Here is a 20,015-nt window from a genome sequence, read left to right as displayed (position 1 = left end):
AACCAAGCAAACTAAAATTTGCTTGGTTTTTTTTACTTTATTATTTTCATATGTTCAAACGGATAATAAATGCCTGCTAACTTTCCTAACACATCTTCTCTATCAATAAAACCTAAACCATTTCTACTATCTTTACTTATTAAGCGATTATCTCCCATAACAAAAATCTTATTTTCAGGAACTGTAATCGGTCCAAAGTCCTCTGTTAAATTCATAAGTTTTTTTTCTGCTTGTTTTTTATTACTATCCAAATACTCTTCATCTTTCACTTCAGAATTTACATATAATTGATCATTTCTCATCTCAATTATATCTCCAGGCAATCCAATCACTCTTTTGACATAAAAATTATCTGTTTTCACAACAATAATATCTTCTCTCCCATAGCTTTCAAATTGTTTTGCTAACTTATTAACAATCACCTTATCTCCATCTTGCAACGTTGGCCTCATAGATGCTCCTTTTACAGTCGTCGGAAAAAACACAAAAATTTTCGCCAAAAACACCAATAAACATGCAATTGCAATAGTTCCAAAGAATTCACGCCAACGTTTTTTCTTTTGCATCATTTCACCAACTCATCATCTTTTTACTTTTATTATAAATAATACGACTGATGATTTTCTACAAAATTCTGAATTATAAAATTATAATATTAGAAATTTAAAAATAAAAATACTGATCAAATTAACAAGCAAAAAAGATACTCTCAAAATAGTCTATCCACTATTTTTGAGAGTATCTTTTTATAATCCCACATATATAATACACATTTGAGCAGCTACATATGTAAACCAAATCCAAAGTGGCTCATACTTTAATTTACGCCCTCCGATATCTGTCACGCCAATAATGAAATCAGAAATTACAAACAGTAAGCCACCAAACGCTGGTATCCACCATATCCCTGTATTTTCATAATATAAGGCGAATGCAAAGCAAGCCATTCCTCCAACCCACAATCCGTAAATTAGAGCTCCTATCGTAAACAACTTATCCTGCTTATCATTTCGGATAAAGAAGAACCATCCTACAATTAGAAAGAGCCCATATACGAGTAAGCCAACCCAAAAACCATTCCATGAAATTCCTGTTTGCAAAAATGCTTTTACATAAAAACAATGAGCAAGAGCGAAAGTAACCATCCCTCCAATTAATCGATGACCAATTGGAATCAGCCCAGCCATAAACAAATCTCCCACAGTCGATAAAGTCATACCAAGTGCAACCCACGTACTATACTCTACAGATGGATCTTGTAACCATATGCAAATTGCACTACCTGTTAAAGAAAAACTAAGAATAAGACGAATTGCTAAAGGTAACGGCATATTATCTTTCGTTCTTTTTGTCTGCCCCATTGCATAAATTGCACCAATAAAAAAAAGAAATATTTGCCCAATTAACACCACGTAAAGTAGATTCATAATATTTTCTCCTCAATAAATGCTTTTTGTATCTTTTTTCGTTACACTTAGTCTATTATCCTTTTTCTATAAAAAAAGAAGAACAGTACTGTTCTTCCATTGTAATCGCTTTTCTGCTTTCTATGCTACTTGTTTTTCTTGCTCTATTTTTTGCTTAGCTGGCGTCCGATTTACTACAATAATTCCCGCGGCTACACATGCTAAACCGAGTAGCACAAATGAATGAATTGCTTCACCTAAAATCATGCTCGATAATAACACACCAAATACGGGTATAAAGAACATATACATAGATACTTTTCCAACCTTGTTATACTTCATAATTGTATTCCAAATGTAAAAACCAGCTGCAGATAAGAAAGATAAATAAATTAGCATAAGTAGTGCATGTAGACTAAATGTAAATGGCATGACTCCAACTTGTAAAGCCCCTATACATAATAATCCTATAGAACCAAAAATCATTTGGTATGCTGTCATATAACCAATATCTAATGTTTTACTACCTTCTTTTGCTAATATGTTTCCATATGAATACAGCATTGCTGCACTAAGAAGTAATAAGCTTCCGATTCCAAAATGAAATGATAAGCTACCATCACTCGGCATATTTACTAAAACGACGCCACAAAAGCCAATCGATACGCCAATTATTTTTCTCATATTGAGGGCATCATCTTTATATAAAAAATGGGCGAGTAAAATTTGAAAGAATGATGATGTCCCTGAAATGATAGCTCCTTCAATTCCCGAACTATAACTCATTCCAATATAAAAACAGATATATTGAAGAAACGTTTGGAATAAACCAATTTGTATTAACTGTTTCCCCGTTCCTTTTTTGAAGCTCATATCTTTTCCTAACACTTTAAAGAATAATAAGAGCATGAATCCAGATAAAAAGAAACGATAACCGGCAAATAATATTTGCTCTCCAACTTCTTGTGGTTGAATTCCAAGTTCAACATAACTTAATTTAATAAAAGGAAATGCGCTTCCCCATAAAAAAGTTGCTACTATTGCAGCAATAAATACGCCAATCGGATGGGTAAAAATTTTCTCTGTCTTCACTTGTTGTCTTCCTTTCCGACCTTTTTATGAACAATATTCATATATACCAGAGGAGTTGCGAAAACACAAGTTTTCCGTTTATACTTGAAACAAAACCGTACCATCTCATAAAAACATATGATATAATATAGAATAATTACAACATAAGAACTATTAAAAACAGATTCAACAGAAATGCTGCTATCCATTATGGATGGCAGCTTTCGTCGTTTTATAGGGGTTTCGATTTTGATTATTTTTCTCAATAAGAATGCGGAAGGAGCGGGTAGTAATGAACTCAGAAGTAAAAACGTTACAGTCAAAAGAAACAATTTCCCATCCCTCTTTATGGGACACATTAAAAAAACATTATGAACTTGTATTTGCAGTAGCATCTGGTATTTTTATTTTAGTTGGCTGGTTATTCACAAAGAACGATGTAATGAATGTAGGTATTACTTGCTATATCCTTGCTTATATAGTTGGTGGATATGCAAAAGCGAAAGAAGGCATTGAAGATACAATTGAAGAAAAAGAGCTAAATGTTGAAATGCTAATGCTCTTTGCAGCTATTGGTGCTGCAATTATTGGCTACTGGGCAGAAGGGGCTATCTTAATCTTTATCTTCGCGCTCAGCGGTGCTATGGAATCTTATACATTAAGTAAGAGCCAAAAAGAAATTTCCGCTCTTCTTGACTTACAACCCGAAGAAGCATTACGCATTTCCAACGGAACTGAGGAACGTGTTCCTGTTGGAGAGTTACAAATTAACGACATTATTTTAATTAAACCAGGTGAACGTGTTCCTGCTGACGGTACGATTCATAACGGTGAAACAAATATCGATGAAGCAGCAATCACGGGAGAACCTATTCCAAATGAGAAAAGACATGGCGATGAAGTATTTGCAGGTACTGTAAATTTACGTGGTGCTATCGAAATTAAAATTACGAAGCCGAGCGATCAAACATTATTCCAAAAGATTATCCGTCTCGTCCAAAGTGCACAAAGTGAAAAATCACCATCACAACTATTCATCGAAAAGTTTGAAGGAACATACGTAAAAGGTGTACTACTCGTTGTTGCGCTTATGATGTTCGTTCCTCATTTCTTACTTGACTGGAGCTGGAATGAAACGTTTTATCGCGCTATGATCTTACTTGTAGTCGCATCTCCTTGTGCACTCGTTGCTGCCATTACACCAGCAACGTTATCTGCAATTTCTAACGGAGCAAGAAATGGAATTCTCTTTAAAGGTGGCATACATTTAGAACGCCTCGCTTCAGTAAGAGCAATCGCCTTTGATAAAACAGGTACATTAACGGAAGGTAAACCTACCGTAACAGATGTATATGTTCGAGAAAATATAACAGAAAAAGAAGTACTTTCTATTACAGCATCCATTGAAAGTCACTCTACACATCCTTTGGCTGAATCTATTGTTAAATATGCACAACATGCGTACGACATTACATTAAAAAAACCTGAAAAGGTTGAAGATGTAACTGGTTTTGGGCTAAAAGGAATATTCGAAAACAACGCTTATAAAATAGGTAAAGCTGATTTTATCGGTGAAGAAACAAAAACATTTCATAATGGTATTTCTGCCTCACTTGAAAAGGAAGGTAAAACTGTCGTTTATATTAGTGATGAGGGAGGCATTCTTGGACTTATCGCTTTAAAAGATACGCTTCGCCAAGAAACAATAGCTGCTATTCGTGAATTACAAAGCATTGGTGTCGAAGCAATTATGATTACTGGAGATAATGAAGAAACGGCAAAAGCAATTGCCTCTGAAAGTAATATAAAGGAATATTACGCATCATGTTTACCAGAAACAAAAGTTGAAACGATTAAAAAGTTAAAAGAAAAATACGGTACAGTAGCAATGGTCGGAGACGGTATAAATGATGCACCTGCACTAGCTACTGCTAGCATTGGTGTCGCAATGGGAGAAGGAACAGATGTAGCTTTAGAAACTGCGGATGTTGTACTGATGAAGAACGAACTATCTCGTCTTTCCCAAGCAATTCGTTTATCAAAACGAATGAACCGTATTGTGAAGCAAAACGTAATCTTTTCGCTAGCCGTTATTGCCATGCTAATTTGTTCAAACTTCTTGCAATTTTTAGCTCTTCCATTCGGTGTTATTGGCCATGAAGGAAGTACGATTCTTGTCATTTTGAATGGCTTACGATTATTAAAAGGCAGCAAATAAAACGGGTCCCTCATAGAGGACCCGTTTTTTTTAATGATAGCTATTATGACCGTTCGCACTGCTACTCGTTTTATGCTTTGGATGCGAACTGCTCTTTTGTTTATTATTACTTTTATTGTTATGGTTCTTTTTATTATTACTCATGAAATATCCCCCCTGTTCCTTTTTATTATGGAACAAGAGCTCATTATTCATTACGGGAATTATTGTCACCGGTTCTATAATGGTGGAGTAAACCATTAATTTCACCGCCAAGTAAAATTACCCATCCAGTTAAGTAAAACCATAACATTAAAATAATGATACCACCGAGACCACCATATGTATTGGCGTAATTCGCAAACTTATCTACATAATAAGCAAATGAGTACGATACCACAATCCATCCTACAGTAGCAAATAACGCCCCTGAAATAACTTCTCTTCTTTTTAACTTTCGATCTGGGGCAAATGTATATAAGAAACTAAACAAAGCAAATAGCACGAAGAAACTCGCTACTAATCGTGTAATGCTCCACACGAAAGAAAAACTATCTGATAAACCGAGTGCTTTAAACACTGCTGCTCCAATAACTTGTCCGAATACCGGAACAATTAACGCAAAGACAATCATAAAAATAATGGCTAATGTAAACACAATTGATAACGCTCTTGTTGTAATAAAAGAACGTGTTTCCTTCACGTCATAAGCGCGGTTAAAAGCATTCATAACCGCATTAACACCATTTGAGGCAAACCATAACATGGATAATAAACCAAATGATAATAAACCACCATTTTGCTGGTTTACAACTTTATCTACATTTACCTCAATTAAGTTCATTGCATCATCTGGTACATAAACCTCTAATAAACTAAGCACATCCTCTGTTTGAATGGGAATAAATCCAAGAAGCGTAATTAAGAAAACGAGCCCAGGAAAAATTGCAAGCAAGAAGAAATAAGCGAGCTGTGCTGCCAAGCCCGCTACATCATCGCGCATCGTCCGGTCATATAAATCTTTACCAAACGAATAAGTACGATTTCTTCTCACCTTTTCTAAAATTTTTCTCATATATGTTTAAACGCTTTTCTTCTCTTCTTTATCTTGCTTTAACTCAATGTACGCTTCAGTTTTTTTTTCCACTGCATTTGAGTCTTTCATAAATAATTCACGCGCTTCTTTCATACCACCATCTTCAGCAACTACTGGCTCTTCTTCTGCTTTCAGCTCATCTACCTTTGGAGATACAGCTTGAATTTCAATCGTTTCTGGCTTTTCTTCTGGCTCAACTTTTTTCTTACTAAAAATTTCTTTCGTTTCTTTTAACGTCTCTACAACAGATGGCGTTAATTTTTTAATTTCTGCTACTTTCGCTTTTACCACATTGAAATCAGCAAGTTCGCGTCCTTTATCTGTAACAGTTTGCACTTTTTCTTTGATCTTTGCATTTTCACCAATTTCAATCATCTTTGTTTTTGCTTTTTCTGCTGTATTTTTTACTTTTTCACGGTTTTCTTTCTTTAACATGGATACAGCTACACCTGCCGCTACACCAATCGCAATGTTTCGAGCAATATTATTTTTCTTTGCCATATTCCTTCACCCTTTCATTTCTTATGTTAGAAAGTATTTCTTTCTAAGCTTCCTCATATTCCTTGTTCATTTCGAATGAAAGCTAATAGCTTTGCACACCCTTCTGTTACAAGGTCATATACTTCTTGGAAATTCCCTGTATAGTAAGGGTCAGGAACGTCTGTCCAGCCACCGTCTGGAACAAAGTCGGACAGCCTACCAATATAGCCTCCAGTTTTACCTAAACTTTTTAAATCTGCTATATTCTTGTTGTCCATGGCAATAATATAATCAAACTTTGTTAAGTCTTCTTTTTCTACTTGCCTTGCTTTAATTCCTTCAAAAGTGACTGCATTTTCTTTTAAAATTTTTTGTGTTCCTTTATGTGGCGGATGGCCAACATGCCAATCTCCAGTTCCTGCAGAATCAATGACAATTTTCTCTTCAAGTCCCTCTTTTACGACAAGATTTCGAAAAATCGCTTCTGCCATCGGAGAACGGCAAATGTTCCCAAGACAAACAAACAATACTTGAACCATACTTTTGTTTCTTCCCTTCTTGGTGCATTTCTTAATATATACTTATAGTATAAACAACCAATTATTAAATATAAAGGAAATCCCTACTAATTTAATGGGATTGAAAAGATTCATTAACGAAAATGATAAAAAATGTTAAGATAGCCTTATGTTATTTTAAAGGGGGACACTTCGGTGGATTTATCCGTAAAGTCAGAAGAAAACGTTGAATATATGGTCGAAGCTATTAAAGAAAAATTACGTATGGTTAATGCTGGAGCGATGAGAGCTGCTAGTTTTAACGAAGAAATGTACGAAGATTTACGTGACATTTATGAGCATGTTATGAAACGTGAAACATTCAGCATTAGTGAAATGCAAGCTATTACAGAAGAATTAGGTACATTAATTAAAAAGTAAAAAAGCCTCTCTTATATGAGGCTCTTTTTTATTTCCAACAAATTCATGACAACTCATCTCTTTCCCTCAACCAACTGTAAAATATTGTACAATAGAAGTAGAACCTCATCTTAGATTTTTTCTCCATACATACTACTCACAAATAATAGCAACACTACCATTGCTAACTGTTTTTACTGGAGGTGCTTACTTATGAGCAATTGGTACAGTAAGACGAAAGATCAAACATTAATTGACCTAGAAACAAACGAACAACACGGTTTAACAGATGAAATTGTAAGTGAACGTTTAAAGCAATACGGTTCTAATGAATTAGCTACAAAACAAAAACGCACTTTATGGCAGCGTATTTTCGCCCAAATTAATGACGTCCTCGTATATGTCCTTATTATTGCTGCCCTTATTTCTGCCTTTGTAGGTGAATGGGCGGATGCCAGTATTATCGCGCTTGTTGTAGTTTTAAATGCTGTTATCGGTGTTGTCCAAGAATCTAAAGCAGAACAAGCTTTAGAGGCACTAAAAAAGATGGCAACACCTAAAGCTATCGTCAAGAGACATGGTGAACTAAAAGAAATTCCATCTGAACACGTCGTTCCAGGGGATATCGTTATGCTCGATGCCGGACGATATATCCCATGCGATTTACGCCTTATTGAAACCGCAAATTTAAAAGTTGAAGAATCTGCTCTAACTGGTGAATCTGTCCCTGTTGATAAAGAGGCAATCTACCACCCTTCCATGCAAAGTGATGAACAAGTACCACTCGGCGATCAAAAAAACATGGCCTTTATGTCTACTCTTGTAACATACGGAAGAGGCGTCGGTGTTGCTGTTGAAACTGGAATGAACTCACAAATTGGTAAGATTGCTACCCTTTTACATGAAGCAGACGATGATATGACACCACTTCAAAAAAGCTTAGCACAAGTCGGAAAATATTTAGGCTTTGTCGCTGTAGCTATTTGTATCATTATGTTCCTCATCGGTTTTTTACAAGGCCGGGATACGTTAGAAATGTTTATGACTGCTATTAGTTTAGCCGTTGCAGCTATTCCAGAAGGCTTGCCAGCTATCGTTTCCATCGTTCTTGCAATTGGTGTGCAACGTATGATTAAACAAAACGTTATCATTCGCAAACTACCAGCTGTTGAAGCCCTCGGTTCTGTCACAATTATTTGTTCAGATAAAACAGGTACGTTAACGCAAAATAAAATGACCGTTACTCACTTTTATAGTGATAACACATACGATCGCTTAGAAAGTTTAAATGTAAATAATGATGCGCAACGTCTATTGTTAGAAAATATGGTGCTATGTAATGATGCGTCTTATAATAAAGAATCAAAAACGGGAGACCCGACTGAAATTGCACTTCTCATTGCTGGAACCACTTTTAACATGCAAAAAGATTATTTAGAAAAAATACATGAACGTGTTAACGAAGTACCTTTCGATTCAGATCGTAAAATGATGTCAACCGTGCATACATACGATGAAAGCTACTATAGCATGACGAAAGGCGCTATCGATAAGCTCTTACCTAGATGTACCCACATATTTAAAAACGGTAAAATAGAGGATCTAACAGAGGCTGATAAAAATCAAATATTAGAAGCTGCTGGGGCAATGTCTCGAGAAGCTTTAAGAGTGCTTTCATTCGCATTTAAACAATACAATTCAAGCAATGTGGATATAGATCATCTCGAAGAAAACCTCATCTTTATTGGTCTTGTCGGTATGATTGATCCACCGCGAACTGAAGTAAAAGATTCCATTACAGAATGTAAAAAAGCCGGTATTCGCACAGTTATGATTACTGGAGATCATAAAGATACCGCCTTTGCGATTGCCAAAGAACTTGGTATTGCTGAAGAAATATCTGAAATTATGATTGGAACTGAATTAGATAACATTTCAGATACAGAGCTAGCAAGCAAAATTAATCACTTGAATGTATTCGCGAGGGTCTCTCCAGAGCATAAAGTGAAAATTGTAAAGGCATTACGCGCGAAAGGAAATATCGTTTCTATGACTGGTGATGGCGTCAATGACGCTCCATCTTTAAAACAAGCAGATGTTGGCGTAGCGATGGGCATTACAGGAACAGACGTTGCAAAAGGGGCAGCAGATGTCGTGTTAACAGATGATAATTTCTCATCTATTGTGAAAGCCGTTGAAGAAGGTAGAAATATTTATCGTAACATAAAAAAATCAATTCTCTTTCTACTCTCTTGTAACTTCGGAGAAATTATCGCTTTATTTTTAGCGATTTTACTCGGCTGGGCAACACCACTACGACCTATTCATATTTTGTGGGTGAATTTAATTACAGATACACTGCCTGCATTATCACTTGGGGTTGATCCTGAAGATCCAGATGTGATGAAGGAAAAACCACGACATGCGAAAGAAAGCTTATTTAGTGGCAGCGTTCCTTTCCTGATTTTCAATGGAGTTATCATTGGACTTTTAACGCTAATAGCTTTTATCGCCGGAGCAAAATTCTATACTGGAGATACAAATTTATTCCCTCTTTTCCCAGAGCGAATTGATGAAGATGCTCTATTACACGCTCAAACGATGGCATTTGTCGTTCTTAGTTTTTCTCAGCTCGTTCATTCATTTAACTTGCGTTCAAGAACGAAATCCATTTTTTCAATTGGGGTATTTACAAATAAATATTTAGTCTTCTCTCTTCTTATCGGTATTTTAATGCAAGTTTGTATCATCTCTATCCCACCTCTTGCAAATATATTCGGTGTACATGCATTAACGATGCGAGATTGGGGATTTGTTCTCTTATTAAGTATCATTCCACTTGTTGTGAATGAGATTATTAAATTAGTGAAGAGAAACTAAAAGGCAATGAGGAATAGTCCTCATTGCCTTTTCATTTACCCTTGTAATTCTTTTTTAATGTTCTCAGTTAATGTAGCCATACGTTTGCGGCTTTCTTCACGCTCACGTTTGTTTTGCTCTTCAATTTGTTGTGTTTCTTGCATACCTCTTGAAATAATGTTCCAAGTTTCCTCAAGCGTTTCCATCTTAATACTAGAAGAACCTGATAATCTTGCTACTTCTACACTTTGCGTTGCGATATTTTGTGCATTTTTCTTAAGTAATTCATTTGTACGGCGATCCAGTTCAGCCATAGAATCTGCAACAAGCTTTTGACGCTTCGCATTTACCGCTTGAATGATACCATTTTTAAAAATAGGAATCGTTGTAATAAATGCTGTATTAATTTTACCAATTAATTTATTATTACCACGTTGAATCATACGAATTTGTGGTGCTGTAAGTAACGCAACCATACGTGCTTTTTCTAAATCATCAATACGTTGCTCTAAAATTTCAACAGAGTTTTTAAGCGACTCTAATTCAATACCTGCTAATTGATCATTATTACGCACACGCTCTTCATACATCGGAACTAATTCTGTATTTAAACGCTCTAATAGCATTTCTCCTGCTACTACGTACTTCTCTAAGTCTAAATAATATTTTAAGTTTTGCTCATACAAGCCATCTAACGTACCAATTGATTTTTTCATCTCATCTTGGTACTTCGTAATTTCCACATATACTTTATCAATTTCACGGCCCATCGTTTGATACTTGCTAAAAATTTGTTCTATCATTTTATCCGCTTTTTTAAACATACGTGAGAAGAAACCACTTTTCTCTTCCGCAAAGTCTTTGCTATCAAATCTGTCCATAATTTTACCAAGCTGTTTTAATAATTCACCAGAATCTTCTATCTTTGATAATGACATTGTATGTAAAATTTGATCAGCAAAACGTGAAATTTCCATAGAAGGTTCTTTTCCAAGTTCAATTAATTCTAATTGATCTTTAATATCTACCGCATTATAAATACGTTGTACATCCGCATCTTTTCTAAGTTGTAAGCGAACATCTTGTGCTGTTTGCTCATTTAATTCTGTTTTCGGATCTAGTACGACTGGGTTATTCATATAGTATTCTCCCTTTCCTTATAAAAATGGACGAAATAGTCCTTTTATTGTTTGTGATAAATTTTTATAAGCTGATGAACCATGAAACTCAAGATCGAAATTAACCTCTTCAAGCCAATGGGAATCAAATGCCCCCGCTTCAATATACGGTTCAATATCGTTTCTTCCCGTTGGATTGAAATGGAATACATCTACTCCAATTTGATTTAAAAATAGTAATAAAACAGCATCAGAACGAGTTAACTCTCCACTCTTCTCATTATTAAATATAACAATTTTCGGTACATCTTGTGAATAATCAAATTTCTCAAGCTGTTCTAAAATATTCGGTGGTATTTGAGAAAGTTGCGCGAAAACATATAGCGCTACATCTTGTTTCGTCTCTTTCGCAATTGGTTTGCACATTTCACTTTCACACGTATGGATAATCGCTTCTGCAATCCCATGTTGTAAACCTTCCGGTAAACGCTTATGCGGCCACCAATGGCTATTCATAATTAAATCAGGATGTAATTTCCCCCCACGGTCTAATGCATCTCGGTAATGATATTGGAAATTTGCTTTTTGTTCTTTCGTAAACGGGAATGTATTAATTAATAAACTATTATCAAATGATGTAACAGCCTTTAATCGTTGAAAATACTCTTTATCATTCTTTGAAACACCTGATATTTTCGCAAATAAAGAAGGGATATAAATGTGTTTATTTTCAACAAAGAATGTCGGACGTACAAACGCCTTTTCTTTCGTAATTAAAAAGAGTTCATCATATGTTGTTTTTAGTGTACGAGCTACAGGCGTATAGGAACGGAATTGCCACGGCTTGTACAGCAGTGAATTATCATGGTGAAGTACTTGCTCAATTTCTTTTGAAGCTTGATACGCTACTGTTGCCACACGCTCGCGGCGGCGATCTGGAAATGGTTCAAGAGAAATATGGCCTGGATGAGACACAATAAAGGTCCTTCCCTCTTCATCGACATTCTCAAATCCATCTTTTCCTTCTGGATGATAATAAAGCACATCACAACCGAGCATAATAAGAAAGTATAAGAAATATATACGGCTTTCCTGTGCATCACCATACCAAACGATACGCGGCATTTGTTTCTTATAGTTAATTGTAGAGAACCACTTCGCTACGTAATTTTCGCTTAGTTTAATTATGTCGATTAAGAAACGACGGAAGCCTTCTGTCTTTAACGACTGATTATGTTGTTTCTCATATAATTTCAATAGTGAAATAAACGTCGTATGTATGTAATGCTGTAAATCAGGATTGTCTACTTTCGGTAAAAGTTGTTTCCCAGATAAGTGTGCAACTAACCTATTTACTGTCAGACCATTTGGTGCTTCTTGATGTAATCCGAACACTTCTTGAATATGACGAAGCTTTTCCGAATCAATCACTTTGTTTAAATTTTGTTCGTGTAAAACTTCGATTCCTTTCGCTTCACTATAATCAAACAGTTCATTAAAATATTCATCTACATCATTAGGAACGCCAAGGATTCGACATGCTATATAACTAAATTTCATCTCATTCTCTGTCAGTTCATATTGTGGACGTTTTTCTAAAAGCGTTTCAAATTGCTTTAAATCTGATTCATCTTTTAATGCATATGGTTGAAGTGTAAAACGTGAAAACACAACAGTTCACCTCCAAAAACATTTACGTTTTTTCTAAGTCCTTCTTCTATTATAAACTATTTTTGGTTATAAAAAATGGGCGCTCACAAAACGAGCAAACCCATTTCAATTATTTATTATCTTCTTTAGTAGCTGCAACTTCTTCTTTAGCTTGTCCAGAATTCTTCATGTAGTGAATTATAAATGTTGCTCCAAATGCTACAACTAAAATAATAAAGAATAGTGTATGACTAATCTCAATCTCGATTAAAGACAGTAACATTTTCGATGCAATAATTAAGATTAAAATGTATGCTGTCGTTTCAAGCTCTGGAATACGCTCTAACAATTTCAAGAATACACCGGCAATACCACGCATCATTAAAATACCTAGCATTCCGCCTAATAATAAAATCCAAACTTCATTAGATACACCAAATGCAGCAAGTACACTATCTACAGAGAATGCGATATCCATTAATTCGACCATTGCAACTGTTCCCCAGAAGACACCGAACATTCTGAAGAAAATACTGTTTTGGTTCATACCATGAGCTTCCTCTTCTTCACCTGCACCTTTACGCTTATCAATAAAGTATTTTACTGATAACCAAGCAAGGTAAAGTGCACCAAGAAGTTTTACCCACCATAATTTAATTAAGAACATTCCAATTCCAATTGCAATAAAGCGGAATATATAAGCTCCAATAAGTCCATAGAATAATGCTTTTTTACGTTTCTCTTCAGGAAGGTGTTTTACCATTACTGCTAACACAAGTGCGTTATCAGCAGATAACAACCCTTCAAGTACAACAAGTGTACCAATTAATCCCCAAGATACTGGATCTTGCAACACTTTAATCCACATGTCCAAGTCGAAAAACTGAGCATACGTATCAAGGATTCCTTGCAAAATACTCATCTTACCTTTATCCCCTATTCTTTGCTAGATTTATAGAAAGGTCAAAAAAAGGAAACGAATATCGTTTCCTTTCTATGCATCCAAGCCATACGCTCTTACAAGCGCACCTAAACCACCTTGGAATCCACTTCCTACTGCATTAAACTTCCACTGTCCATTATGACGGTATAATTCACAAAAGACAACTGCTGTTTCGATGGAGAAATCTTCCCCTAAATCAAAACGAAGAACTTCTTCATTCGTCTCTTCATTCGCTAAACGAACAAACGCATTTCCTACTTGTCCAAAGTTTTGACTACGGCCTTCCGCATCATAAATCGTAACTGTAATAGCAATTCTGTGCACATCTGCTGGAACTTTCTTCAAATCTACAACAAGTTGCTCATCGTCACCTTCACCTTCACCTGTACGGTTATCTCCTGTATGTAAAACAGATCCACAAGGAGACTGTAAATTATTATAGAAGATAAAATCAGTTTCCTTCGTACATTTTCCGTTTGCATCTAATAAAAAGGCAGATGCATCTAAATCGAAATCGGCTCCGCCGTCATAAGATTTAATATCCCATCCAAGACCAATTACTGCTTTTGTTAAACCAGGGCTTGTCTTACCTAAATCGATTTTCTGGCCTTTTTGTAATTGAATAACCATCTATATTCACCTCTATATTTTTATCTTTAAAAATATATCCATCAGTAAACATACATTTCACCGATGGATATACAAATCAAATCTATTACTCTACATCTAAACCAAAGTTATTACATAGAGACGCTAATCCACCTTGGAATCCACTTCCGATTGCATTGAATTTCCAGTCACCTGCATGACGATATAATTCACCTACTACTACGGCTGTTTCAATAGAGAAATCTTCTCCTAAATCGTAACGAATTAATTCTGCATTCTTTTCTTCGTCGAGAATACGTACGAAAGAATTAGAAACTTGTCCGAAGTTTTGGCTACGGCCTTCTCCATCATAAATTGTAATTGTGAAACAAATACGTTCGATGTGAGCAGGAACATTTTTCAAATCTACTTTAATCGCTTCGTCATCGCCTTCACCTTCACCAGTGCGGTTATCTCCTAAATGCTCTACAGCACCATTCGCACCTTTTGGATTATTATAGAAAACGAAATCTTCAGCTCCTGAAACTTTACCATTCGCACCTACTAAGAAAATACTAACATCTAAGTCGAAATCGTTTTGTCCGTCATAACGATTCGTGTCCCAACCAAGTCCTACAAGAACTTTCGAAAGACCTGGATTCGTTTTTGTTAAGTCTACCTTTTGTCCCTTTTTCAATGAAATTGATGCCATATACAATTCCTCCTCGGTTATTTTATTGATAACGTGATACAATCTCACTTAAGTTTTTATCTTGCGTGCCTTCTCCAACTGCTGAAAACTTCCATTCACTTCCGTGACGATACATTTCACCTGCAATTAGAGTCGTTTTGCCAGCATAATTATCCGATAAATTATAGCGTGCTAATTCTTCACCAGTTTGCGGGTTTTGAATACGAATATATGCATTACGAATCATCCCAAAATCTTGACGACGATTTACACAGTCATAAATATTTACAACGAATACTAAACGATTAATACGGCTCGGAACTTTATGTAATTCTACGAAAATTGTTTCGTCATCACCAGCGCCTTCACCTGTTAAATTATCTCCTGAATGAATAATACTACCACAAGTAGAAAGTTTATTTCCGAAGTAAACTAAATCATTTTTGTTTAAAAAACGATCTCCTTCTAACATAACAACAGATGCATCACAATCTACATTTGGTTTACTTCCAAATAATGAAGACAGAAATCCACCTGATTGCCCAATTGGATCCCAGCCTAAGCCAACCTGTAGTTTTGCTACTTTTGGTTGTCCTTTCGTTAAATCGATCTTTTGACCTTTTTCTAAAATAATAGGCATGAAGTTTCTCCCTTTCTACAAAGCATTTTCCAAATCGGAAAATATTGTATTCTTCTCTTATATTGTAGCATTATTTACCTAGCGATAAAAAGGATAAATTCTCAGTTATATGAAAACATTCATATAATTTACTTATGATGATGTAAGAAGTGGTAAATAGCACCAATCATTCCTGCACAATTACCGTTTTGTGCAAGTTCAATCTCACAATTATTATAAATCTCTTGATTTAAGTATTTACTGATTTCTTCTTTTACTTCTTTTAAAAACTCATTTCCTCTATCGGTAATTCCTCCACCAATAATAATCGTTTCTGGATTAAAAATATAAGCAAGATTACTAATTCCGATTGCCAAATGTTTAAAGAAGATCCCAACTGCTTGAGCAACTTCCCGATCTCCTTTATCATACAACTCGAAAATTCTTTTCCCATTCCACTCGCCTTTGCCTTTATATTTTCTTACAAGCCGAATTAATCCTGAAATCGAAGCAACCTCTTCAAACGTTTTTCCTTCTATTAGCATATTCCCCCATTCACCAGCACTAAATGAATGTCCTCGGTACAATTCTCCATCTATAAAAATTGCTCCCCCAACTCCTGTTCCAATGGTGAGCATAATAAAGTTCTTTTTCTCTCTTCCACTACCATTCCACTTTTCTCCAAACGCTGCACAATTCACATCATTGTCAATCGATACTGGAACTTTTAATATCTCTTGCAATCTATCAATAATAGGAATAGTACTATATCCCGGAATATGATCGGCACCTCCCATCACAATTCCTTTATTAATATCAACAATTCCCGCAGTGCTAATACCAATTCCTGCAATAGTATGTTCATTCATTATTTCTTTGGATACATATATAAGTTTTTGAATAATTTGTTCTCCGCCTAAATGAATTTCTGTTGCAACTGTTTTATGCTTTAATACTCTCCCTATTTCTGAAACAATACCATACTTAATTTGCGTACCGCCAATATCAAACGCTATATACACTTTCATCTACTGCCACTTCCTCTACCGTTATAAATGTAAATTCTCCACCTCTACTATTTGTAGAAAATCTACATTAACTCCTTTCTGCTTTGACAAATACACCACCTTTTTCTATATATAGTTTTTTTTGCATAAAACTCTTTTTCCTAAGAAATATTACAAAGGGATGTATTGATGGAATATTAATTTCTTAGGAGGAAAACCATGACGAAAATCTTCATTTTAGCATCAACACTCTCTTTATCTTTTTTTAGCGGTTTAAATATCGGTAATGCCGCAACTGAAAACTTCCAACCATTAACAAACGCTATTGTACAAAATAGCGATCATTTTGCAGAAGGAAACTCAAAGGATAATAATAAACCTCCAGGAAATAACGGTTCTCAGGACGATAGTGGCTCTGGTGGCAATGGTTCTGGTGGCAGCGGCTCTGGTGAAAACGGTTCTGGCGGTAACGGTTCTGGTGGCAGTGGCTCTGGCGGCAACGGTTCTGGTGGCAGCGGCTCTGGTGAAAACGGTTCTGGCGGTAACGGTTCCGGTGGTAACGGTTCTGGTGGCAGTGGCTCTGGCGGCAACGGTTCCGGCGGTAACGGTTCTGGTGGCAGTGGCTCTGGCGGCAACGGTTCTGGCGGTAACGGTTCTGATGGCAGTGGCTCTGGCGGCAACGGTTCCGGCGGTAACGGTTCTGATGGCAGTGGCTCTGGCGGCAACGGTTCCGGCGGTAACGGTTCTAGCGGCAGTGGTTCTGGTGGCAGGGGTTCTGGTGGCAATGAATCTGGTGGCAGCGATTCCGGTGGTAACGGTTCTGGTGGTAACGGCTCTGGTGGCAGTGGCTCACACGGCGGTAATGGCTCTCAAGGTGGCAATCGTGTTAAAGGTGATAGCAGTTCTCAAGGTGGTAATGGCTCTCAAGGTGGCAATCGTGTTAAAGGCGATAGCAATTCTGAGGAGGGCAACGGTTCTCAAGGGGATAATGTAAAAGATAATACAAAAAAACAAGGTGATAAATTACCTAATACTGCAACGCATTACCCTATATCTATTTTAATGGGTCTTTCAACATTCCTAATTGGTATGTTACTGTTTATTCGTCGTAAAAACGTAAAATAAGAGCAGCATCCTTCCATCAAAAGAATACATGAAATACAGTATAAAACTAAAAAGGACTTTGGATTATATTTTATTATGCAGCCCAAAGTCCTTTTTATCACCTATCAGAAAAAGTATTAATACGCTTTTCCCCAATACACCATTTGTTTAGCTTCTTTACCACAACAAATGCATTCTTCAGCTAAATGCTCTTGCTCAAAAGGCATACAACGTGAAGATACTCCAACTTCTTCTTTTAGTTTTTCTTCACAAGCTAATTCCCCGCACCACATTGCCTTAATAAAGCCTTGCTTTTCGTCAGCTATTTTTTTCATCTCTTCGAAATTTGTCGCAACATACGTATTCTCATCGCGAAATGCTTTTGCTTTATTAAATAAAGCAATATGAATTTCTTCAAGTAATGCTGGAATACGTTCTTCTAATTGATCCATTGGTACAAACTCTTTTTCCTTCGTATCTCTTCTTACAAGTACAACTTGATTCTTTTCAATATCTTTAGGGCCAACTTCTAATCGAATTGGAATCCCCTTCATTTCATACTCATTAAATTTCCAGCCTGGTGTTTTATTACTAGCATCTATTTTTACTCGTGCAACTTTTTGAATATGCGCTTGTAACTCTGTTGCTTTTGCTAAAACTCCTTCTTTATGCTGAGCAATCGGTACAATAAGAACTTGCACTGGAGCGACTTTTGGTGGCATTACAAGTCCATTATTATCACTATGAACCATTATTAGCCCGCCTATCATTCTTGTTGATACACCCCAAGATGTTTGGTGCACATATTGCCACTTACCGTTACGATCTAAAAACTTAATATCAAATGCTTCTGAGAAATTCGTCCCAAAGTTATGAGAGGTTCCTGTTTGAAGTGCTTTTCCATCATGCATTAAACTTTCAATTGTATAAGTTGCCTTTGCTCCAGCAAACTTCTCTTTTTCTGTTTTTTGTCCTTTAATAACTGGTATTGCTAAATAATCCTCACAGAAAGAAGCATATAAGTTTAAAATATTTAATGTTTCAGCCTGCGATTCTTCTGCCGTTTCATGGATTGTATGACCCTCTTGCCATAAAAATTCAGTCGTACGAAGGAACGGCCTAGTTGTCTTCTCCCAACGAACTACTGAACACCACTGATTATATAACTTTGGCAAATCATTATAGGATTGCACAATTTTTGAAAAATGCTCACAGAATAAAGTTTCAGATGTAGGACGTACACAAAGTCTTTCCGCTAACTTTTCATCTCCACCATGCGTAACCCATGCTACTTCAGGAGCAAATCCTTCAACATGATCCTTCTCTTTTTGCAATAAACTCTCTGGGATAAACATTGGCATATATACATTTTCATGGCCAGTTTCTTTTAACTTCTCATCCATCACCTTCTGCATATTCTCCCATAAGGCATAACCATACGGACGTAAAATCATGCACCCTTTTACACTTGAATAATCAACAAGTTCGGCTTTTTTTACAATATCGGTATACCACTGCGCAAAGTCCTCTTCCATCTTCGTAATGGCTTGCACTTGTTCTTTTGCCATAGTCAGTCTTCCTCCTTCTAGAAAATACAAAAAAGCCCGCGTCCCTAAATAGGGACCGAGCTTTGCCGGCGTTACCACCCTGATTCATGCACAAAAATTGCGCATGCTCTCTTTTTGATAACGGGAAATTCCCGCTGCATATGCAGAACTCAAAGGCAGGTTCCATATTGCCTTTTTAAGAATCTTTCAGCCTGGCGGATTCTCTCTCTGCTAAAAAGGTTGAACATGTACTAGTCCTTTTTCATCGTTATAACGAAATAAATTTGTTGATTATCATAATACAAATTCTTTTTTAAAACAATAGCTAATTTTCTTATTATTATATATTCTTTTCGTTTTTTACAGTTTTATACGTAGCTTTTCCGCGTAATTTTCACAAGTTGATGTGCAATCATACCGATAAGTGTACCAAGTAGGACAAAGAAACCAATAAATCCATATCCCATTCCTTCCCACCCACCAATAACCATCATTGTAACGGGAAAGGACGCTAAGCAAAGAAGTATTAAACTAAGTGCAAATATAATATCGAACTGTTTGTCTGGAAACCGTTTCTTTAGTAAATATGAAATAGCAAATACAAGGATAATCGTAATTCCACCAATGATGTAAAAGATACCAAATCCATCTAACCAATCCATAGTGTTTCCTCCTTCCATAGATTCCCTTATACTTAATTATATGTTCAATTTTTCTGAAAA

General features: G+C 36.0%; 19 protein-coding genes and 1 other annotated feature. Of the genes, 4 read left to right on the top strand and 15 right to left on the bottom strand.

The window, feature by feature from the left end; all coding sequences use genetic code 11:
- Window positions 1–32: 32 nt before the first annotated feature.
- From lepB to ACQGS6_RS05740, 3 genes are all read right to left on the bottom strand, one after another.
- On the bottom strand, window positions 33–569 hold the full coding sequence (gene lepB / locus ACQGS6_RS05750; protein ID WP_000983307.1) for a signal peptidase I: 537 nt from the start codon (window positions 567–569) through the stop codon (window positions 33–35).
- 177 nt (window positions 570–746) lie between these two features.
- Complete coding sequence (locus tag ACQGS6_RS05745; protein ID WP_025966250.1) at window positions 747–1,427, bottom strand: lysoplasmalogenase; 681 nt, start codon at window positions 1,425–1,427, stop codon at window positions 747–749.
- A gap of 120 nt (window positions 1,428–1,547) precedes the next feature.
- Window positions 1,548–2,498, bottom strand: a complete 951-nt coding sequence (locus tag ACQGS6_RS05740; RefSeq protein WP_074624993.1) for a DMT family transporter — start codon at window positions 2,496–2,498, stop codon at window positions 1,548–1,550.
- 271 nt (window positions 2,499–2,769) lie between these two features.
- Between ACQGS6_RS05740 and ACQGS6_RS05735 the strand changes: the two genes are divergently transcribed.
- Entirely contained in the window at window positions 2,770–4,695 is a 1,926-nt protein-coding gene (locus tag ACQGS6_RS05735) for a heavy metal translocating P-type ATPase (protein WP_001083772.1), read from the top strand.
- Window positions 4,696–4,882: 187 nt separating this feature from the next.
- Here the strand turns inward: ACQGS6_RS05735 and ACQGS6_RS05730 are convergent, their stop codons facing one another.
- From ACQGS6_RS05730 to ACQGS6_RS05720, 3 genes are read right to left on the bottom strand one after another with little or no spacing between them, the layout of a single operon-like run.
- Window positions 4,883–5,749 (bottom strand): YihY/virulence factor BrkB family protein, encoded by an 867-nt coding sequence (locus ACQGS6_RS05730; protein ID WP_001226536.1) that lies wholly within the window; start codon window positions 5,747–5,749, stop codon window positions 4,883–4,885.
- Window positions 5,750–5,755: 6 nt separating this feature from the next.
- The gene (locus ACQGS6_RS05725) at window positions 5,756–6,271 is read right to left on the bottom strand and encodes a DUF4075 domain-containing protein (RefSeq protein ID WP_001085388.1); all 516 of its coding nucleotides are present in this window, start codon (window positions 6,269–6,271) and stop codon (window positions 5,756–5,758) included.
- Window positions 6,272–6,324: 53 nt separating this feature from the next.
- Window positions 6,325–6,789, bottom strand: coding sequence for a low molecular weight protein-tyrosine-phosphatase (locus ACQGS6_RS05720; RefSeq protein ID WP_000250916.1), 465 nt, complete (start codon window positions 6,787–6,789; stop codon window positions 6,325–6,327).
- 174 nt (window positions 6,790–6,963) lie between these two features.
- Between ACQGS6_RS05720 and ACQGS6_RS05715 the strand changes: the two genes are divergently transcribed.
- Both ACQGS6_RS05715 and ACQGS6_RS05710 read left to right on the top strand, forming a co-directional pair.
- Window positions 6,964–7,188 carry a DUF1128 domain-containing protein gene (locus tag ACQGS6_RS05715; protein ID WP_000366197.1) on the top strand — a complete coding sequence of 75 codons (225 nt, stop codon included), beginning with the start codon at window positions 6,964–6,966 and terminating at the stop codon, window positions 7,186–7,188.
- A 192-nt stretch (window positions 7,189–7,380) separates the two neighbouring features.
- Window positions 7,381–10,047 (top strand): cation-translocating P-type ATPase, encoded by a 2,667-nt coding sequence (locus ACQGS6_RS05710; protein WP_000073693.1) that lies wholly within the window; start codon window positions 7,381–7,383, stop codon window positions 10,045–10,047.
- A 35-nt stretch (window positions 10,048–10,082) separates the two neighbouring features.
- On the opposite strand, the gene ACQGS6_RS05705 is transcribed toward ACQGS6_RS05710, so the two are convergent.
- The 7 genes from ACQGS6_RS05705 to ACQGS6_RS05675 form a co-directional block, all read right to left on the bottom strand.
- Window positions 10,083–11,165: a toxic anion resistance protein gene (locus ACQGS6_RS05705; protein WP_001064405.1), complete on the bottom strand. Its 1,083-nt coding sequence runs from the start codon at window positions 11,163–11,165 to the stop codon at window positions 10,083–10,085.
- Between the two features lie 18 nt (window positions 11,166–11,183).
- Complete coding sequence (locus ACQGS6_RS05700) at window positions 11,184–12,815, bottom strand: YceG family protein (protein WP_242785363.1); 1,632 nt, start codon at window positions 12,813–12,815, stop codon at window positions 11,184–11,186.
- A 109-nt stretch (window positions 12,816–12,924) separates the two neighbouring features.
- Entirely contained in the window at window positions 12,925–13,716 is a 792-nt protein-coding gene (locus tag ACQGS6_RS05695; protein WP_000025688.1) for a TerC family protein, read from the bottom strand.
- A gap of 72 nt (window positions 13,717–13,788) precedes the next feature.
- A complete protein-coding gene (locus tag ACQGS6_RS05690) occupies window positions 13,789–14,367 on the bottom strand; it encodes a TerD family protein (RefSeq protein ID WP_000236642.1) in 579 nt (192 codons plus the stop codon).
- An 85-nt stretch (window positions 14,368–14,452) separates the two neighbouring features.
- Complete coding sequence (locus ACQGS6_RS05685; protein WP_000146726.1) at window positions 14,453–15,037, bottom strand: TerD family protein; 585 nt, start codon at window positions 15,035–15,037, stop codon at window positions 14,453–14,455.
- Between the two features lie 22 nt (window positions 15,038–15,059).
- Window positions 15,060–15,656, bottom strand: coding sequence for a TerD family protein (locus ACQGS6_RS05680; protein ID WP_001121586.1), 597 nt, complete (start codon window positions 15,654–15,656; stop codon window positions 15,060–15,062).
- Between the two features lie 128 nt (window positions 15,657–15,784).
- Complete coding sequence (locus tag ACQGS6_RS05675; protein ID WP_000870141.1) at window positions 15,785–16,663, bottom strand: ROK family protein; 879 nt, start codon at window positions 16,661–16,663, stop codon at window positions 15,785–15,787.
- A 198-nt stretch (window positions 16,664–16,861) separates the two neighbouring features.
- On the opposite strand from ACQGS6_RS05675, the gene ACQGS6_RS05670 reads away from it, so the two are divergent.
- Window positions 16,862–17,767, top strand: coding sequence for an LPXTG cell wall anchor domain-containing protein (locus ACQGS6_RS05670; protein ID WP_326318637.1), 906 nt, complete (start codon window positions 16,862–16,864; stop codon window positions 17,765–17,767).
- A 116-nt stretch (window positions 17,768–17,883) separates the two neighbouring features.
- Here ACQGS6_RS05670 and proS read toward each other — a convergent pair whose 3' ends face one another.
- Both proS and ACQGS6_RS05660 read right to left on the bottom strand, forming a co-directional pair.
- Entirely contained in the window at window positions 17,884–19,314 is a 1,431-nt protein-coding gene (gene proS, locus ACQGS6_RS05665) for a proline--tRNA ligase (RefSeq protein WP_001040973.1), read from the bottom strand.
- Window positions 19,315–19,361: 47 nt separating this feature from the next.
- Window positions 19,362–19,568, bottom strand: a binding site (T-box leader).
- Between the two features lie 93 nt (window positions 19,569–19,661).
- On the bottom strand, window positions 19,662–19,955 hold the full coding sequence (locus tag ACQGS6_RS05660) for a YesK-like family protein (RefSeq protein ID WP_000383853.1): 294 nt from the start codon (window positions 19,953–19,955) through the stop codon (window positions 19,662–19,664).
- Window positions 19,956–20,015 lie beyond the last annotated feature (60 nt).

It is taken from the genome of Bacillus sp. GMs2/2, from assembly GCF_050172095.1.
GTDB lineage: Bacteria > Bacillota > Bacilli > Bacillales > Bacillaceae_G > Bacillus_A > Bacillus_A cereus.
Note: the sequence above shows the minus strand (reverse complement) of the source record. Positions and strands in the feature narration are given on the sequence as shown.